This window comes from Peribacillus sp. 05N428, assembly GCF_056397085.1.
In genome coordinates this window covers 1-14,826 of record NZ_JBFTMS010000040.1, presented here as the reverse complement: position 1 = coordinate 14,826, position 14,826 = coordinate 1, and the positions used below count along the sequence as shown (strand labels likewise).

Sequence of the window (14,826 nt, the reverse complement as noted above, 5' to 3'; positions counted from 1 at the left end):
TCGAGAATACAATAACATTACAAATTAAAATACGAATGGGTGATGGAAAATGTTGAAACGGAAATACGGGCAAATTTTTTCACCGTACACGCTTTCTAATGGAACGGTTCTTAAAAACAGGATTGTAGTTGCGCCGATGACCACTTATTCAGGTCAAGAGGATGGCTTGGTTTCTGACGAGGAATTAGCCTACTATAAAAGAAGGGCAGATGGACCTGCCATGTTCATTACTGCCGCTGCCGCCATTTCCCCTGTTGCGACAAGCTTTCCCCGGCAAATGAAAGTATATGATGTACAAAGCATCGCTGGACTCACTGAGCTTTCAAAAACAATCAAATCCAAAGGTGCAAAAGCCATTCTCCAGCTTCATCATGGCGGAAGCGAGAGCCTTCCAAGCTGTACAGGCGGAGAAAAAATGGTTAGTCCGAGCGGAATCATTGCAAGCGTTTATAAAGGAATGGGCGAAGAGTACATTCCAAGGTCAATGAGCCACACTGAAATTCTATCCACTATTCAAGACTTTGGAAGAGCCACCCGCCATGCCATTCGTTCAGGATTCGACGGTGTGGAAATCCATGGAGCGAATGGCTATCTCCTGCAGCAGTTTTTCTCACCCCACTCCAACAGACGGAGAGATCATTGGGGAGGGAGTTTGGAGAATAGAATGCATTTTCCACTTGCCGTCATCGCGGAGGTGAAGCGGATCCGTGATCTATATGCAGACAAGGAATTCGTTATTGGGTATCGCTTCTCCCCCGAAGAACCGGAAGAAGGCGGATTGAAAATGGATGATACAGTTGCATGGGTAGATGAATTGGCAACTCAGGGGCTTTCCTATTTGCATCTTTCTGTTAAAAATGTCTGGTCCATGCCTAGAAGCGGATTGAACAGGGGATTGACAAGGACCGAAATTCTCCGCGATGTCATCGCTGGCAGGACCAGTTTCATATCACTTGGATCGATCCATACTCCAGAGGAAGCAAATGCTGTGCTTGAGAAAAATATACCGCTTTTCGCATTAGGAAGGGAATTGCTGATGGAACCGGACTGGGCCGCCAAAATAATGGAAGGCAGGGAAGACGAGATCATGACGACCTTGCCGCGCGATAGCAGGTGTACATTAAGTATTCCGGAACAAATGTGGGCGAATATCATTACTCGTGACGGAATGCCCGAGAAATGATAGTATGAATGAAAAAAATGGAAATTTCATGAGGGGAAATTAAATGAATAAAATAGCACTTCTTCAACTGTCTCTAGCCATGACAATCTTCGGTTCTGTCGGTTTCTTTTCGGAACTATCAGGACTTCCTGCATTGGAATTGGTTTTTGTTCGCTGCATTTGTGCTGCCGTATTCTTATGTGCAGCCTGGATGATTACCGGACATTTCAAGAACGAAATATGGAATGGCAGGGAGGTAATGCTGATCATTTTCTGCGCGGTGGCCAACTTGTTAAACTGGATATTCCTCTTTAAATCTTTTGAGCTGATATCGGTGACAATCGCCATTTCGCTTTATCATTTAGCGCCGATCCTTGTACTCATTATAGGGAGCCTCATTTTTAGGGAGAAAATGAATGTATTCTCCATCTTGGCGATTTCCCTTTGCTTCATTGGCACATTACTCATTATGGGAACAGATGGATTTCGATCATCATCACCTGAATGGGAGGGCATCATGTATGGGATCATTGCTGCCTTTTTCTATGCGGCAACCATGCTTTTAGGAAAGAGCATTACAAAGACCAGTGTATATGCGACCACATTTCTGCAAATGTTCATTGGATTTCTATTACTGATTCCTTTTGTCGATTATTCCGTATATACAACGTTAAATTCTTCCGAATGGTTTTATACGGTGCTTACCGGCATCATCCATACAGGCGTCGTGTATTTGCTGTTTTTTAATAGTATTCGCCATTTGCCTACAAATGTAGTATCTTTCATGATTTTTGTCGATCCGGCAGTTGCCATCCTTTTGGATATTCTGCTTTCAGGATTTAAACCGGACGGGATTCAAATTCTGGGTATTTCCTTGATATTCATTGGGGTGGTCTATTCACTTAAAACGACTGGACCGACTGAAAATGATGTCATGCAGAAAAGGCCGCACACAATGTGAGGCCTTTTTCCTTTATGCATGTACCTATTGATTAAAATGATAGACATCCCAAATGTCAGGGGTTTCTGATCCAATGTACCAAGCAGCTGCACCGCCTAGATGATTTTGTTTAACCAGGTCCATACGGAGCTTCATCGATTTTTTATCTTCTATCCAAATTTGATGCTTTTTCCCTTTGGAAGTATACACCACGTAATTTTGTTGCGTCTGTTTATCCCATACCTTTTTAAGTTTTTGAGTTGAAATGATTTTGTTGACCTCAGCCATGGTACGGTCATGACTTTTCACTTTTTTGGTCGACAAATCGGTTTCCCATTCTCTCGTATAAAATGGTACAGCCAATATGATCTTATGAGCAGGTACTTCTTTCATTAAAAGCTTGGTTCCTTCTTTGATCCAAGGTAACGAGGAAACGGACCCGGCTACCGGGCTCCCTCCCCAATGCTCGTCATAACCCATTATGATTATATAGTCCGCTATTTTGCCAAGTGCTTTCCTATCTAGGCTTTTTGACCAATAAGGGTCTTCATTTTCTCGGGTGACATCCACAGACACTTTAATTCCATGCGGTTTTAGTGCCTTTTTTAGTTCGCCGATGAAAAGTACAAAGTCCTTCTTATTTTTTGGGTCGATGTTTTCGAAATCCACATTTATTCCATCACTTTTCGTTTTAACAAGTGAATCGCGTAAAGCTGAAACTAATTTTTGGCGTTTTTTTGTATTGCCTAGTACAGAACCAGTTAATACAGGGTCAAATTTATTCCCGATAAGCTGCCAAACTTGTTTTCCTTGTTTATGGGCAGCTTGGATGTATTTTGTATCTACAGAAACGGAAACGTAATTACCGGTATCCGTCAGCGTATAAGAACGGGGAGATACTACATTCAAATTGGGGTGTTTAAGTTGCTGGGTATAGCTTTCTTTCGATCCATTATGCTTCCAGCCCATGACGATACGATTTTGCGCCTTTTTTTGAAGCTGGGATTTCTTTATCCAGCCCTTTTTTCCGCCAAGCAATTGAACCTGGTAGTAATAATCCGGAACCTTCAATTTTTGGCCCACTTTAAGGGTAACCGTGTGTAAGTTATTTAATTTCGTCAAATCATTTGTTGTTACCTTGTATTTAGTAGAGATCTTCCACAATGTATCGCCCGATACAACCTTATGGATCTTATATTTCTGGGGGATCTTCAGGTTTTGGCCAACAGTTATTTCGGAAGAGGTTAATTTATTTACTTTTTGCAGCTCACTTACTGAAACACCATATTGATTTGCTATTTTCCATAGTGTGTTTCCAGACTTCACTTTATGAATGACGGGCCCCGCGGAATCCCCAACCGAAGTAGAAATGATGGGAAACTCTTCGCCCTTCTTTAAGGTCTTTAATAGAGTGGAACCTAATTTAGGAGAACTAAAAACTTTTGTATTGTCCAATTTAACAGAACCTATGGATTGGGTTTTACTTGATGAATGACCACTGGTTGGAAAGAGACACATACAAAGAAGGCTTAACATGATAAAACATCCAAAGAATTTTTTCACAATGATTTTATTCCCCTTTGTAAAATTTAACTTTACTAGTTTACTATGGAGAATAGCCATATAAATAGAGGTACATTGTGGAAAGGCATTACTAACCTTCGTGCGGGACGAATTATTCCGTATGAAGGGCAATTGATTTGTAAATAGAAGGGGAGAGTTTATATGTCAAATTTTTCATTACAGTTTTATGATTTCAACATTTGGGCAAATAATCAGATTTTCAACCGTTTAAAAGAGCTTCCAAAGGATGTTTACCATCAGGAAGTTCAAAGTGTGTTTTCATCGATATCGAGTGTGATGGCCCATGTGTATCTTTCCGATCTGGGGTGGGCGGAGGTTTTTTCCGGTAAAAGCATGAAACATGCATTGGAGCTGGCTGAACAACGGAAGGAACAAACGGAGTCAAAGGAATTAGAGGAAATGGAGGCCATGTTTATTGAGTTGTCCGATCGGTACAAATCGCTGCTTGGCCAAAAAGAAAATTTAGATAAGCCTCTTATAATTGAGAATCCAGCTGGCGGACTAATGAAAACAAGTGCAGCCGAATTGGTACCGCATGTCGTGAATCATGGAACCTATCATCGCGGCAATATCACGGCCATGCTGCGACAAATGGGTTATGCCTCAACTTCGACGGATTATGGGCTTTATTTATTTTTAAAAGGGGAGTAACGGGCCTTCATTTGCTTACTGATGGGACTGTAAGCATTGACAGTCCTGTTTTTAACGTAAGGCAGCCTGTTATTTTGAAGATAACGAAATCCTATATATGTGAACAGGTTAACCGGTTCTTCCTGGTTGGCCTTTTTTACGTTTGTCACTGGAATTGACTTGTACATGACATTTGTCATCTTCTAGTCATGACACCTGGTACTAATAAAATCAGGTTGGTTTCTTTATACTATGGATAACGACAAATAAAAGGAAGTGCAATTGAAATATGACCTTGCAAAATACGAAATCCTTGAAAAAACAAATTGCTCCTTTTGAACAATCAACGACAAAGCAAAGTATATGGCAGATCATCAATACCCTGGGGCCGTTCATCATTCTATGGTACCTAGCATATATAAGTCTTTCCGTTTCTTATTGGTTAGCCTTAATCCCAGCTGTGTTTGCTGCAGGATTCTTGACGAGAATATTCATCATTTTTCATGATTGTACGCATCATTCATTTTTCAAAGACCGCCGTGCGAATAGAATAGTCGGTACGATCATGGGTGTTTTGACTTTATTCCCGTTTGATCAATGGGGACATGAGCATTCTGTGCATCACGCAACAAGCGGTAATTTGGATAAGCGGGGTACAGGTGATATTTGGACCCTTACGGTAGATGAGTATTTGGCTGCACCGTTTAAACTTCGTTTTGCTTATCGTTTTTATCGTAATCCATTGGTCATGTTTGGTTTGGGACCGATTTATGTTTTCCTTCTTAAAAATAGATTTAACCGTAAAGGTGCTAGAAAAAAGGAAAAAAATAATACGTATTTGACGAATGTCTTAATCGTCGTTTTAGCGGCATTGCTTTGCTTGGCAGTAGGCTGGCAATCTTTCCTTCTGGTACAAGGTTCCATTTTCATGATTTCTGGTTCAATCGGCATTTGGCTGTTTTACGTCCAGCACACATTTGAGGACTCTTATTTTGAAGAAAATGAAGAGTGGGAATATGTATTGGCAGCAGTGGAGGGAAGTTCTTTTTATAAGCTTCCAAAACTGATGCAGTTCCTTACTGGTAATATCGGTTACCATCATGTTCATCATTTAAGTCCAAGGGTGCCTAACTATAAATTGGAAATGGCGCATAATAATACGCAGCCTTTAGAGAACGTTCCGACGATCACTCTTGCAACAAGCTTGCGCTCACTCCGTTTCCGTTTATGGGATGAGGAATCCAAGAATTTCGTCAGTTTCAAGGACATAAAATATTTAACGAAAAAAAGTGTTCCCACTCAAGTGAAATCTGAACTGTAACGTTCATGTATCATTCCAGACTCCCTTAATAATCCTCGGATTTGGGGAGTCTTTGCTTCATATAAGGAACTCGATAAAGGAGAGAACTTAAAAATGATTCGAATTGTCATTGCAGAGAATCAGCAAATGCTGTTAGAGGCAATAAGTTCTCTACTCAATCTTGAAGAAGATATAGAAATTGTCGGGCAAGCCAGTAACGGAGAAGAAGCGATGGCTCTTGTACACCAATTACGGCCTGATGTGTGTATCATGGATATGGAGATGCCTGTAATGAACGGACTTGAGGCAGCAGAAGCATTAAGGTCATTTGAATGCAAGGTGGTCATTTTAACAACATTTCGAAGGACTGGTTATTTTCAACTCGCATTAAAGGCGGATGTAAGTGGTTATTTATTGAAGGATAACCCGGGTGAAGAGTTAGCCTGCTCGATTCGCTGCATAATGGATGGCAAGCGAATATACTCCCCAGAGCTTATTGATGGGCCTTCCAGCCATAATGGCCGGGAAATGGGAGTGTTAGGGCTGTTAGCCGATGGTCCACCATCCAATATTGAGCCGTCCAATCAAAGCGGCACAATTGGGACAGTAAGAAAATATTTTTCGAACATCAAGGATAAAATGAAGTTACCGGCTGGTTAGGATTTGTTTCTTAAATTCTGTTGACACGTTTTTTTAAATTGTGTACGATGGATTAAATTATAATATTGAAAATTCTGTGATGAAGAGAGTAGTTCATTTTGAAATGGAAAGCGAGTTAGGGATGGTGGGAGCCTAATGCAGGTCGGATGAATGAAGCGCACTTTGGAGAAATTTCTTGAAACGTTCAGTAGGGAATATCGGGGAGTCACCTCGTTAACAATGGAAAGTGGCCGCAATTTGTGGCAACTAGAGTGGTACCACGGGAATTCATGCTCTCGTCTCTTATTTAGAGGCGGGGGCTTTTTTGTTTAGGAGGGAAAATGTTGATGAATAAACCAATTGCAGAATTGATTTCAACTGCTTTGAACAATGAAATGCCAGCAAGTGAAATAGAAAAATTAATGGAAAAGCCGAAAATGATGGAGTTAGGTGATGTCGCCTTTCCGTGCTTTACTCTTGCGAAAAAATTCAAAAAATCGCCTCAGGTGATTGCGTCGGAAATAGCCCAACAATTAAACAGTACGTTGATTCAAGAAGTGAACGTAGTGGGAGGTTATCTGAATATCTTCGTCAATCAACAGATGGTGACGGAAAACGTGCTGCAAACGATATTAAGGGAAAAGGATCAGTATGGTTCGATGCAGACTGGAAAGGGAAATGTCGTGATTGATTATTCCTCCCCGAATATTGCCAAGCCTTTTTCCATGGGGCACTTACGCTCTACGGTCATAGGGAATGCACTGGCCAACATTGCCGAAAAAAATGGCTACAATGCCGTGCGTATCAATCATTTAGGAGATTGGGGCACGCAATTCGGTAAGTTGATTGTCGCGTATAAGCTGTGGGGCGACAAAGAGGCAATCGAGGCTTCGCCGATTCAGGAATTATTGAAAATCTATGTGAAGTTCCATGAAAGAGCAGAAACCGATGAATCATTGAATGAACAAGCACGCGCAAGCTTCAAGTCGCTTGAAGACGGGGACGAGGAAGCACTGGCATTGTGGAAATGGTTCAGGGATGCGTCTTTAAAAGAATTCGAGACGATTTATGATTTATTGGGCATCCGTTTTGATTCCTATGCCGGCGAAGCATTTTACAATGATAAAATGGATGCGGTTGTCGGGGAACTAAAAGAAAAAGGCCTGCTTGCCCTATCAGAAGGTGCCTATGTCGTGCAATTGGAAGATATGCCGCCGTGTTTGATTACGAAAACCGATGGTGCGACACTTTATGCCACACGTGATTTAGCTGCAGCCATGTATCGTAAAAAACAGTATGAGGCAAAGAAAACATTTTATGTGGTCGGAAATGAACAATCCCTGCACTTTAAACAGCTCTTTAACGTCATTGAAAAAATGGGGTATGAGTGGTCAAAAGACTTACAGCACGTAGCGTTTGGCATGATGCTAAAAGACGGTAAGAAAATGTCGACCCGTAAAGGGAAAGTCGTGCTGCTTGCGGATGTATTGGCAGAGGCGATCGAAACTGCGAAGCGCAATATTGAAGAAAAAAATCAAGCGCTTGAACAGAAAGAACTGGTTGCAAGACAGGTTGGTGTCGGAGCGGTAATCTTTAATGATTTAAAAAATAACCGCATGAACGATATTGATTTTTCATTAGAGCAAATGATGAATTTTGAGGGAGAAACGGGCCCATATGTACAGTACACATATGCGCGAATTTCCTCCTTGCTTGAAAAAGGTGATTTTAAAGAGCAGGACATCCAATATGACGCTTTAGGCGAATATGCGTGGCCAGTCATCCAGCTGCTGGAGCAATACCCGATCATTGTCCAAAAATCATTTGAACAAGCCGATCCATCACAAATCGCGAAATTCAGCTTGCATGTATCGCGTGCATTCAATAAGTATTATGCACATTCGAAAATCCTAGTGGAAGATGAATGGAAACAAATGAAGCTCTCATTCGCTTTTTCCGTTGCGATCGTATTGAAGGATGCGCTAAGTTTATTGGGAATTTCAGCGCCGAATAAAATGTAATGCATGTCTATAAAAGGAGCCATTTTGATCTTTTCAAAATGGCTCCATAATTTATCAGATAAATCCTGGCATGAACGTAAGCTCTTTTATTTTAGAAGAAAGGTATCTGTCATGGGCTGTCCTTTTTTCTCCCATGTAATATGCAACTTGTACACATGCTCTTTTTTTGGAGGATCTCCCAAATAAAAATCCGTTGATAATGGATTTAATTTTGTAATAGAGCCATCTTCACTTTTTCCTTCTGTAAATCCCTTATGTTCCACTAATGTTTTTCCATTATCAGTAAAGCTTACTTCTTTTATCTTGACCTTGCCACCAGACTTTTGTTGAACATGTCCAATCCATCCGCCAACTGTTTCATCAGAGTTTTTTTTATAATTTGCTTTCCACATACCATTATCAGATGTGCCCCCAATTGCAATACTGGAATAATACAAATAACCTCCGATAGCAACACCCATACATATACCTACAACAAGTAACCATTTTGAATATTTATTTTTCATGAAAAAAAGCCTTCCCCTCTCTGTAACTGTTTATATTATACAATTTTGTTAATGTATTTTAATATGGGGAAATGAAGGAGGCGGGCTGTCAGCTTGGCATTTGAAGTTGGCGTCGATCCATGCGGCTATCCATTTTCAGCGGAAGAAAAAGAATTTGAATAAAATGGATTGACATTCATTGGTAATGTGTTAATATTTATAAAAATGGAACCGGTTCCAAAATTCGCGAATGGATGAATGTAATGGTTAAACAAGAAAACGCAAAGGTTACAATTTACGATGTTGCTAGAGAAGCAGGTGTTTCAAAGACCTCTGTTTCCCGGTATTTAGGGGGGAGATTTGATGAACTCTCTGACAAAACCCGTAAGAAAATCGAGCTGGCGATCAACAAAATGGAGTACCGCCCAAACACGATGGCAAGAGGGCTCAAAAGCAATAAGAGTTATTTGATTGGAATCATCGTGGCGGACATCAACAATCCATATACGACGGCCATCCTTCGGGGGGCTGAGGATATATGCAGCCAGAATGGATATAATCTGATGATTTGCAATTCGGATAATAACCCCGAGAAGGAAAGAGGCTATTTTGATATGCTTTTATCCCATCGCATCGACGGGCTTATCATTCATACGACTGGCGGTAATCACGATATGCTAAAACAGATGCAAGAGCAAAAGACCCCGGTCATCCTTTTGGATCGGAAGGTGCCGGATCTTGAAATCGATACGGTAGGATTGGATAATTTTCAGGCTACTTCACAAGCTGTCAATTATTTGGTTGGCCAAAATTATGAACGAATTGCATTTTTCAGTGAACCTGCCAGCAATGTCAGTACCAGGCATGAGCGGCGGCTATCCTTTCAGCAAACGTTGATGAGCCACAGTCATCCGAGTTCAGAAGATGTTTATGAGGTCAATGTCGATGATTTAAAAGATGTCGAGTCAAAGCTCCAGCATTTTTTAGATGACTCAAAAGGCGTATCAAGAGCTATATTGACGGCAAATAGTGTCGTGCTATTAAAATTAATTTTACTTTTACAAGAAAAGAAACTGTCGGTCCCGGAAGATTTAGCAATGATGGGATTTGATAATCCGGATTGGAGCACCATCGTTTATTCGGGCATTACAACGATTGAACAGCCCACATACCAAATCGGGGTCGCTGCTATGGAAATGATCCTGCGGCGCATTGATGGACAGGCTTCCCCAGCGCAGACAATGGCGTATCAAGCGAAATTGAATATAAGGGAAACAACTCCATTTATACAAAAATCATAAGTCTTCTAAACTTGAAGACTTTATTAACTCACAAAATGGTACCGATACCATTTGGGGGTCAGGAGGATTAATATGAAAGTATTTGTATGCATGAATTCAATACCGGCCGAAAGGCTTCAAGCGCTCGGACATCTTGAAATCATAAAACTCGTAGCAGCCGCTGGAGCTGATGGAATCGAAATTAGAAAGGAATTGTTGACGCCGGATGATTCTCTGGAAGAATTGGGTGCCTTATGCAGGGAACTTAACTTGGCCATTTATTATTCCGCTCCTGATTTCCTGATCGGTTCAAACCATCAAATGAATGAAATAGGTTTTAAATGCTTGGCAAGGGAAGCGGATGAATTGGGAGCGGAATTGCTGAAGATGCCTCTAGGAAACTACGATTTTTTTGAAACAGATATGTTTCGAATGAATGAAGCCTTGGTGGAAAATCTGCAAAACCGTGAATTGAAAATCACCATCGAGAACGATCAGACGCTTGGCGGTGGAAATGTAAACCGGATCGCTCATTTCCTGAGTTGCTCCGAAAAGTTGGATATCCCGATTAGATTGACATTTGATACGGGCAATTGGCTGTATACAGAAGAAGTTCCAATGGAAGCTGCGAAGGATTTAGCGGGATATGTGGACTATATTCATTTGAAGCAAGTGAAGCGCGAGAAAGAGGGTTGGGTGACTGAGCCGGTATCGATGCCGCTGCTGCCTGAGGTAATGGAGTTATTGGAAAAGTTTAATGGCGCTTGTCCGGTAGCGATTGAGTTCCCGGTAACATTGGAAAATGCAGCGACTTATATTTCTCTTATGAAAATGGAACAGGAGGTCAGCCATGAACGAGCTTAAAGTACTGACTATGGGAGAGGCAATGGCGATGTTCATTGCTGAGGATTCGGGCAGCCTCGATGATTGCATGCGTTATAAGCGTTATGGTGGCAGGGGCCGAAACCAATGTGGCAATCGGCCTGTCAAGGTTAGGGATTAAGACTGCATGGATGAGCAAGGTGGGCGATGATTCGTTCGGGCGCATGATTATGAAAACGCTCACAAATGAGGGGGTGGATGTCTCCAATGTTTTGATGGATCCACTCCATCCAACTGGGTTCCAGTTAAAATCCAAAGTCGAACAAGGAGATCCGGTCGTTGAATACTTTAGGAAGAATTCAAGCGCCAGCAAGATTTCCCTGGAGGACTTTCCCTTGGAGAAACTCCCTTCAACACAGCACCTGCATTTAACGGGGATACCTCCTGCCATTTCCGGCAGTTTCAGAGAGCTGTCATGGCAAGTCTTGAATCATCTGAAACAAAAGGGTGTAACCGTTTCATTCGATCCAAATCTGCGTCCATCACTCTGGCCGAATGAAAGGGAGATGATCAGCATCGTCAATATGTTTGCGGAAGAGGCGGATTGGCTGCTTCCTGGAATACAGGAAGGTGAAATTCTTACAGGATACAGCAACAAGGAGGATATCGCCAGTTACTACCTCGAACTCGGTGTTAAGCTTGTGGTGATTAAACTCGGGGAAGAAGGAGCCTACTTTGCAACCCAAAATGAAAGGAAGGAGGTACCTGGTTTTACCGTAACGGAAGTCGTGGATACCGTAGGGGCAGGAGACGGGTTTGCTGTCGGGGTAATTAGCGCTTTACTGGAAGGGGCATCGAATGAAGAAGCAGTTTTACGCGGAAATGCGATAGGGGCCAAGGCCGTGATGTCTTCCGGAGATCACGAAGGCCTCCCTAATATGGAAGAGCTAGAACACTTTATGAAAAAAGGAGTGCTTCAATCATGTCTCAATTACAAGTAGCTTCGAGAAAAAGGTGGATGAGATTGATCCCCTTAGTGTTCATCACATACAGTCTCGCCTATCTCGACCGTGCCAACTATGGGTTTGGCGTAGCGGGAGGAATGGGGGAAGACCTTAATATCACAGCCGGGGTATCCTCCTTTCTGGCCGCGCTGTTTTTCCTTGGTTATTTCTTCTTTCAAGTTCCAGGTGCACATTACGCAGAAAAGAAAAGTGCCAAAATCCTGATTTTTTGGAGCTTGATTCTCTGGGGAGGACTGGCGACATTGACGGGGATGGCGACAAGTGTGGCATGGCTCTATCCGATTCGCTTCTTGCTTGGTGTTGTTGAAAGCGCTGTTATGCCCGCGATGCTCGTTTTTCTAAGCCACTGGTTTCTAAAAGAAGAACGCTCCCGGGCCAACACCTTTTTGATTCTGGGGAATCCAGTTACTGTATTGTGGATGTCGATCCTTTCCGGTTACCTATTGAAGGCATTCGACTGGAGATGGCTGTTCATCATTGAAGGACTTCCGGCTGTCCTGTGGGCGTTTATCTGGTATAAGCTCGTCAATGACCGTCCCAAAGATGCCAAGTGGCTTACAGATCAGGAAAAGCAAGAAATGGAAGCGACCCTCCAGAAAGAACAGGCTGCATTAAAACCTGTGAAAAATTATAGGGAAGCTTTTAAGTCAAAGCAGGTCATCGTGCTCAGTATTCAATACTTCATGTGGAGCATCGGGGTTTATGGGTTCGTCATGTGGCTGCCGTCCATTATTAAACAAGCGTCGAGCATGGATATAGTGGCAACGGGCTGGCTTTCATCCGGACCTTATTTATTAGCGGTCATTTCGATGCTGGCACTATCCTATTTTTCGGATAAAACATTAAATCGAAAAACGTTCGTTTGGACATCGCTGCTTGTGGGGGCAATCGCATTCTTCGGGTCTTTCATGCTCGGCACATCGAATTTCTGGCTTTCATATGCCTTGTTGGTTATTGCAGGCGGTGCGATGTATGCACCGTATGGACCGTTCTTTGCCATCATTCCTGAAATCCTCCCAAGGAATGTGGCTGGCGGGGCAATGGCCCTGATTAATAGTATGGGGGCGCTTGGCTCATTTGTAGGTGCCTATTTCGTCGGATATTTAAACGGATTGACCGGCGGGCCCGGAGCATCCTATATTTTCATGGCGGGATCTTTATTGATTTCAGCGTTACTCACATTGATGGTTAAAAAGCCTGCGGTTACGTCAGTCAAGCAAATGGAGGCGGTTTCGTCATGAAAATTCAGCTGGCGTTGGATCGCATGAATATGGAGGAAGCCATTGAAATGGCACGAAGCGTGGAAGCCTCGATTGATTGGATTGAGGTGGGGACTTCCCTGATTAAAGAGTTCGGAGTGAATAGCATCAAAGAAATGAAAAATCACTTTCCGGATAAAAAAATCGTTGCCGACATGAAGACGATGGACAATGCGGCTTATGAAATGGATCTTTGCTTTCAAAGCGGGGCTGATGTAGCTACGGTAATGGGGGCTGCTTCAGATGTAACCATCCAAAAATGCCTGGAAAAAGCGAGTGAATACAAGGGGCAGATCATGATTGATTTATTGAATGTATCCGATACCCGGCTTGAGCAATTACGGATTTACAGGCAGGCGATATTCTGTGAGCATGTAAGCAAGGACAGCCAGGAAAATTCGGGTCATGCCATGATCAATATGAGAAATCATGCTGGGTCCTTGAGGGCTGCAGCAGGAGGGATCACTCTTTCGTCCTTGCCTGTAATGGTCAGGAAGGGGCTGGATGTCATCATCGTTGGCTCGGCGATTACAAAAGCAAAGGATCCAGCAGAAGCTGCCCGTCTATTTAAGGAAACAGTGAATGGGAAGAAAGGTGTGAAGGAAGTTTGAATAAGGAAGTTGGGGTTATTTTAGAAGAAATGAACGGTGTATTTCACAAGATGGACGGAGGGGTAACGGATGCGCTCCTAAAACATTTACGGTCCGGCACAAGGATCTTCATCGTGGGTGAAGGCAGATCGGGCTTCATGGCCAAATCCTTTGCGATGAGATTGATGCACCTTGGCTTAAACGTCTATGCAGTCGGGGAAACGATTACTCCTTCTATTTCGAAAGGCGATCTGATCATAGCCATTAGCGGGAGCGGCTCGACCAAAAGTGTGATATCCGTTGCAGCAAAAGGCAGGGAAGTGGGATGCAAGGTGTTTTCGATCACGACGAATGACCAATCGGAATTAGCGAATGTCTCTCATGAGGTCTTGGTGATACCGGCAGCAACGAAAAATCGCTTGGAACATGAAACGAAAAGCGTCCAGCCGTTAAGTTCTTTGTTTGATCAATGTGTACATGTTTTATGTGATGCAGTATGCTTGGACTATTCATTAACGGAGTCCATAAGCCACGAGCTTACTTATTCCAAACATAGTAATGTAGAGTGAAATATGGCGGGACCCCTTCAGCGGGTTCCCGCCTTTTTTGATATGAAAAATGCCCTTCCTCCCAAACGGGAATAAAGGGCATGCACCGTGAACATGTCACGGTGATAATGAATTAATAAGCCAGGCTGAATAGGGCTTTGATGTGTGATAGGTAGCGAACATTACTTGCTTCTTTCATCAATGTAGCCGGCAGGCCTTTAAGGGACGTGTTATTGGCCCCAACGGTTGCCACTGCATCCTTACGGCCAAGGCTCGCAAGTGTACCTGAGTTTACAGGTGAGAATACTTCAAGTTTCTTGCCTTCAAAGGCTGCATATAGGTTGTATCCAACAAGCTCACCCATTTGCCAAGCATTTTGTGCAGTAGGAGCATATGGACGGCCGCCTTCTGGAGGGAACGCAACGGCACTGTCGCCGACAACGAATACGTCATTATGGGATTTGGATTGCAAATACTCATTGACGGTTGCTTTGCCGCGATCCACTTCAAGGCCTGATTCGCCTACGATAGGAAGAGCCGC

15 protein-coding genes, 1 pseudogene and 1 other annotated feature are annotated in these 14,826 nt (G+C 42.8%); of the genes and pseudogenes, 13 read left to right on the top strand and 3 right to left on the bottom strand.

From position 1 onward, the window contains the following. Nucleotides 1–49: 49 nt before the first annotated feature. Both AC1DIV_RS24280 and AC1DIV_RS24275 read left to right on the top strand, forming a co-directional pair. Complete coding sequence (locus AC1DIV_RS24280) at nt 50–1,183, top strand: NADH-dependent flavin oxidoreductase (RefSeq protein ID WP_477577549.1); 1,134 nt, start codon at nt 50–52, stop codon at nt 1,181–1,183. Nucleotides 1,184–1,226: 43 nt separating this feature from the next. Further along, nucleotides 1,227–2,123 (top strand): DMT family transporter, encoded by an 897-nt coding sequence (locus AC1DIV_RS24275; protein ID WP_095395981.1) that lies wholly within the window; start codon nt 1,227–1,229, stop codon nt 2,121–2,123. Between the two features lie 24 nt (nt 2,124–2,147). On the opposite strand, the gene AC1DIV_RS24270 is transcribed toward AC1DIV_RS24275, so the two are convergent. Beyond that, nucleotides 2,148–3,557, bottom strand: a complete 1,410-nt coding sequence (locus AC1DIV_RS24270) for a LysM peptidoglycan-binding domain-containing protein (protein WP_477577547.1) — start codon at nt 3,555–3,557, stop codon at nt 2,148–2,150. Nucleotides 3,558–3,827: 270 nt separating this feature from the next. On the opposite strand from AC1DIV_RS24270, the gene AC1DIV_RS24265 reads away from it, so the two are divergent. The 4 genes from AC1DIV_RS24265 to argS all read left to right on the top strand — a co-directional run bounded on the left by AC1DIV_RS24265 (nt 3,828) and on the right by argS (nt 8,276). Further along, on the top strand, nt 3,828–4,337 hold the full coding sequence (locus AC1DIV_RS24265) for a DinB family protein (protein WP_477577545.1): 510 nt from the start codon (nt 3,828–3,830) through the stop codon (nt 4,335–4,337). 268 nt (nt 4,338–4,605) lie between these two features. Continuing rightward, a complete protein-coding gene (gene desA / locus AC1DIV_RS24260) occupies nt 4,606–5,637 on the top strand; it encodes a Delta(5) desaturase DesA (RefSeq protein ID WP_477577543.1) in 1,032 nt (343 codons plus the stop codon). A gap of 93 nt (nt 5,638–5,730) precedes the next feature. After that, nucleotides 5,731–6,276, top strand: a complete 546-nt coding sequence (locus tag AC1DIV_RS24255; protein WP_477577541.1) for a response regulator — start codon at nt 5,731–5,733, stop codon at nt 6,274–6,276. 67 nt (nt 6,277–6,343) lie between these two features. After that, nucleotides 6,344–6,562: a binding site (T-box leader), on the top strand. Between the two features lie 40 nt (nt 6,563–6,602). After that, nucleotides 6,603–8,276 carry an arginine--tRNA ligase gene (gene argS, locus AC1DIV_RS24250; protein WP_477577539.1) on the top strand — a complete coding sequence of 558 codons (1,674 nt, stop codon included), beginning with the start codon at nt 6,603–6,605 and terminating at the stop codon, nt 8,274–8,276. Nucleotides 8,277–8,362: 86 nt separating this feature from the next. On the opposite strand, the gene AC1DIV_RS24245 is transcribed toward argS, so the two are convergent. Further along, nucleotides 8,363–8,782, bottom strand: coding sequence for a hypothetical protein (locus tag AC1DIV_RS24245; RefSeq protein ID WP_477577537.1), 420 nt, complete (start codon nt 8,780–8,782; stop codon nt 8,363–8,365). A 242-nt stretch (nt 8,783–9,024) separates the two neighbouring features. Between AC1DIV_RS24245 and AC1DIV_RS24240 the strand changes: the two genes are divergently transcribed. The 7 genes from AC1DIV_RS24240 to hxlB all read left to right on the top strand — a co-directional run bounded on the left by AC1DIV_RS24240 (nt 9,025) and on the right by hxlB (nt 14,306). Continuing rightward, complete coding sequence (locus AC1DIV_RS24240; protein WP_477577535.1) at nt 9,025–10,062, top strand: LacI family DNA-binding transcriptional regulator; 1,038 nt, start codon at nt 9,025–9,027, stop codon at nt 10,060–10,062. Between the two features lie 72 nt (nt 10,063–10,134). Beyond that, nucleotides 10,135–10,905 (top strand): sugar phosphate isomerase/epimerase family protein, encoded by a 771-nt coding sequence (locus tag AC1DIV_RS24235; protein WP_477577533.1) that lies wholly within the window; start codon nt 10,135–10,137, stop codon nt 10,903–10,905. Then, the gene (locus tag AC1DIV_RS24230; protein ID WP_477577531.1) at nt 10,892–11,044 is read left to right on the top strand and encodes a hypothetical protein; all 153 of its coding nucleotides are present in this window, start codon (nt 10,892–10,894) and stop codon (nt 11,042–11,044) included. The genes AC1DIV_RS24235 and AC1DIV_RS24230 overlap by 14 nt, the downstream gene beginning before the upstream one ends. Further along, a complete protein-coding gene (locus AC1DIV_RS24225) occupies nt 11,013–11,864 on the top strand; it encodes a sugar kinase (protein WP_477577529.1) in 852 nt (283 codons plus the stop codon). The genes AC1DIV_RS24230 and AC1DIV_RS24225 overlap by 32 nt, the downstream gene beginning before the upstream one ends. Then, nucleotides 11,846–13,129 carry an MFS transporter gene (locus AC1DIV_RS24220; RefSeq protein WP_477577527.1) on the top strand — a complete coding sequence of 428 codons (1,284 nt, stop codon included), beginning with the start codon at nt 11,846–11,848 and terminating at the stop codon, nt 13,127–13,129. The genes AC1DIV_RS24225 and AC1DIV_RS24220 overlap by 19 nt, the downstream gene beginning before the upstream one ends. Then, nucleotides 13,126–13,758: a 3-hexulose-6-phosphate synthase gene (gene hxlA / locus AC1DIV_RS24215; RefSeq protein WP_477577525.1), complete on the top strand. Its 633-nt coding sequence runs from the start codon at nt 13,126–13,128 to the stop codon at nt 13,756–13,758. The genes AC1DIV_RS24220 and hxlA overlap by 4 nt, the downstream gene beginning before the upstream one ends. Beyond that, a complete protein-coding gene (gene hxlB / locus AC1DIV_RS24210) occupies nt 13,755–14,306 on the top strand; it encodes a 6-phospho-3-hexuloisomerase (protein ID WP_477577523.1) in 552 nt (183 codons plus the stop codon). The genes hxlA and hxlB overlap by 4 nt, the downstream gene beginning before the upstream one ends. A 112-nt stretch (nt 14,307–14,418) precedes the next feature. Here the strand turns inward: hxlB and AC1DIV_RS24205 are convergent. Next, nucleotides 14,419–14,826, bottom strand: a pseudogene (locus AC1DIV_RS24205) (NAD(P)/FAD-dependent oxidoreductase); the annotation flags it as partial.

What these genes read in the sequence shown, in the direction of transcription:
- AC1DIV_RS24280 (WP_477577549.1), top strand. Translation starts at nt 50, where the DNA reads ATGTTGAAACGGAAATACGGGCAAATTTTTTCACCGTACACGCTTTCT.
- AC1DIV_RS24275 (WP_095395981.1), top strand. Translation starts at nt 1,227, where the DNA reads ATGAATAAAATAGCACTTCTTCAACTGTCTCTAGCCATGACAATCTTC.
- AC1DIV_RS24265 (WP_477577545.1), top strand. Translation starts at nt 3,828, where the DNA reads ATGTCAAATTTTTCATTACAGTTTTATGATTTCAACATTTGGGCAAAT.
- desA (WP_477577543.1), top strand. Translation starts at nt 4,606, where the DNA reads ATGACCTTGCAAAATACGAAATCCTTGAAAAAACAAATTGCTCCTTTT.
- AC1DIV_RS24255 (WP_477577541.1), top strand. Translation starts at nt 5,731, where the DNA reads ATGATTCGAATTGTCATTGCAGAGAATCAGCAAATGCTGTTAGAGGCA.
- argS (WP_477577539.1), top strand. Translation starts at nt 6,603, where the DNA reads ATGAATAAACCAATTGCAGAATTGATTTCAACTGCTTTGAACAATGAA.
- AC1DIV_RS24245 (WP_477577537.1), bottom strand. Translation starts at nt 8,782, where the DNA reads ATGAAAAATAAATATTCAAAATGGTTACTTGTTGTAGGTATATGTATG.
- AC1DIV_RS24240 (WP_477577535.1), top strand. Translation starts at nt 9,025, where the DNA reads ATGGTTAAACAAGAAAACGCAAAGGTTACAATTTACGATGTTGCTAGA.
- AC1DIV_RS24235 (WP_477577533.1), top strand. Translation starts at nt 10,135, where the DNA reads ATGAAAGTATTTGTATGCATGAATTCAATACCGGCCGAAAGGCTTCAA.
- AC1DIV_RS24230 (WP_477577531.1), top strand. Translation starts at nt 10,892, where the DNA reads ATGAACGAGCTTAAAGTACTGACTATGGGAGAGGCAATGGCGATGTTC.
- AC1DIV_RS24220 (WP_477577527.1), top strand. Translation starts at nt 11,846, where the DNA reads ATGTCTCAATTACAAGTAGCTTCGAGAAAAAGGTGGATGAGATTGATC.
- hxlA (WP_477577525.1), top strand. Translation starts at nt 13,126, where the DNA reads ATGAAAATTCAGCTGGCGTTGGATCGCATGAATATGGAGGAAGCCATT.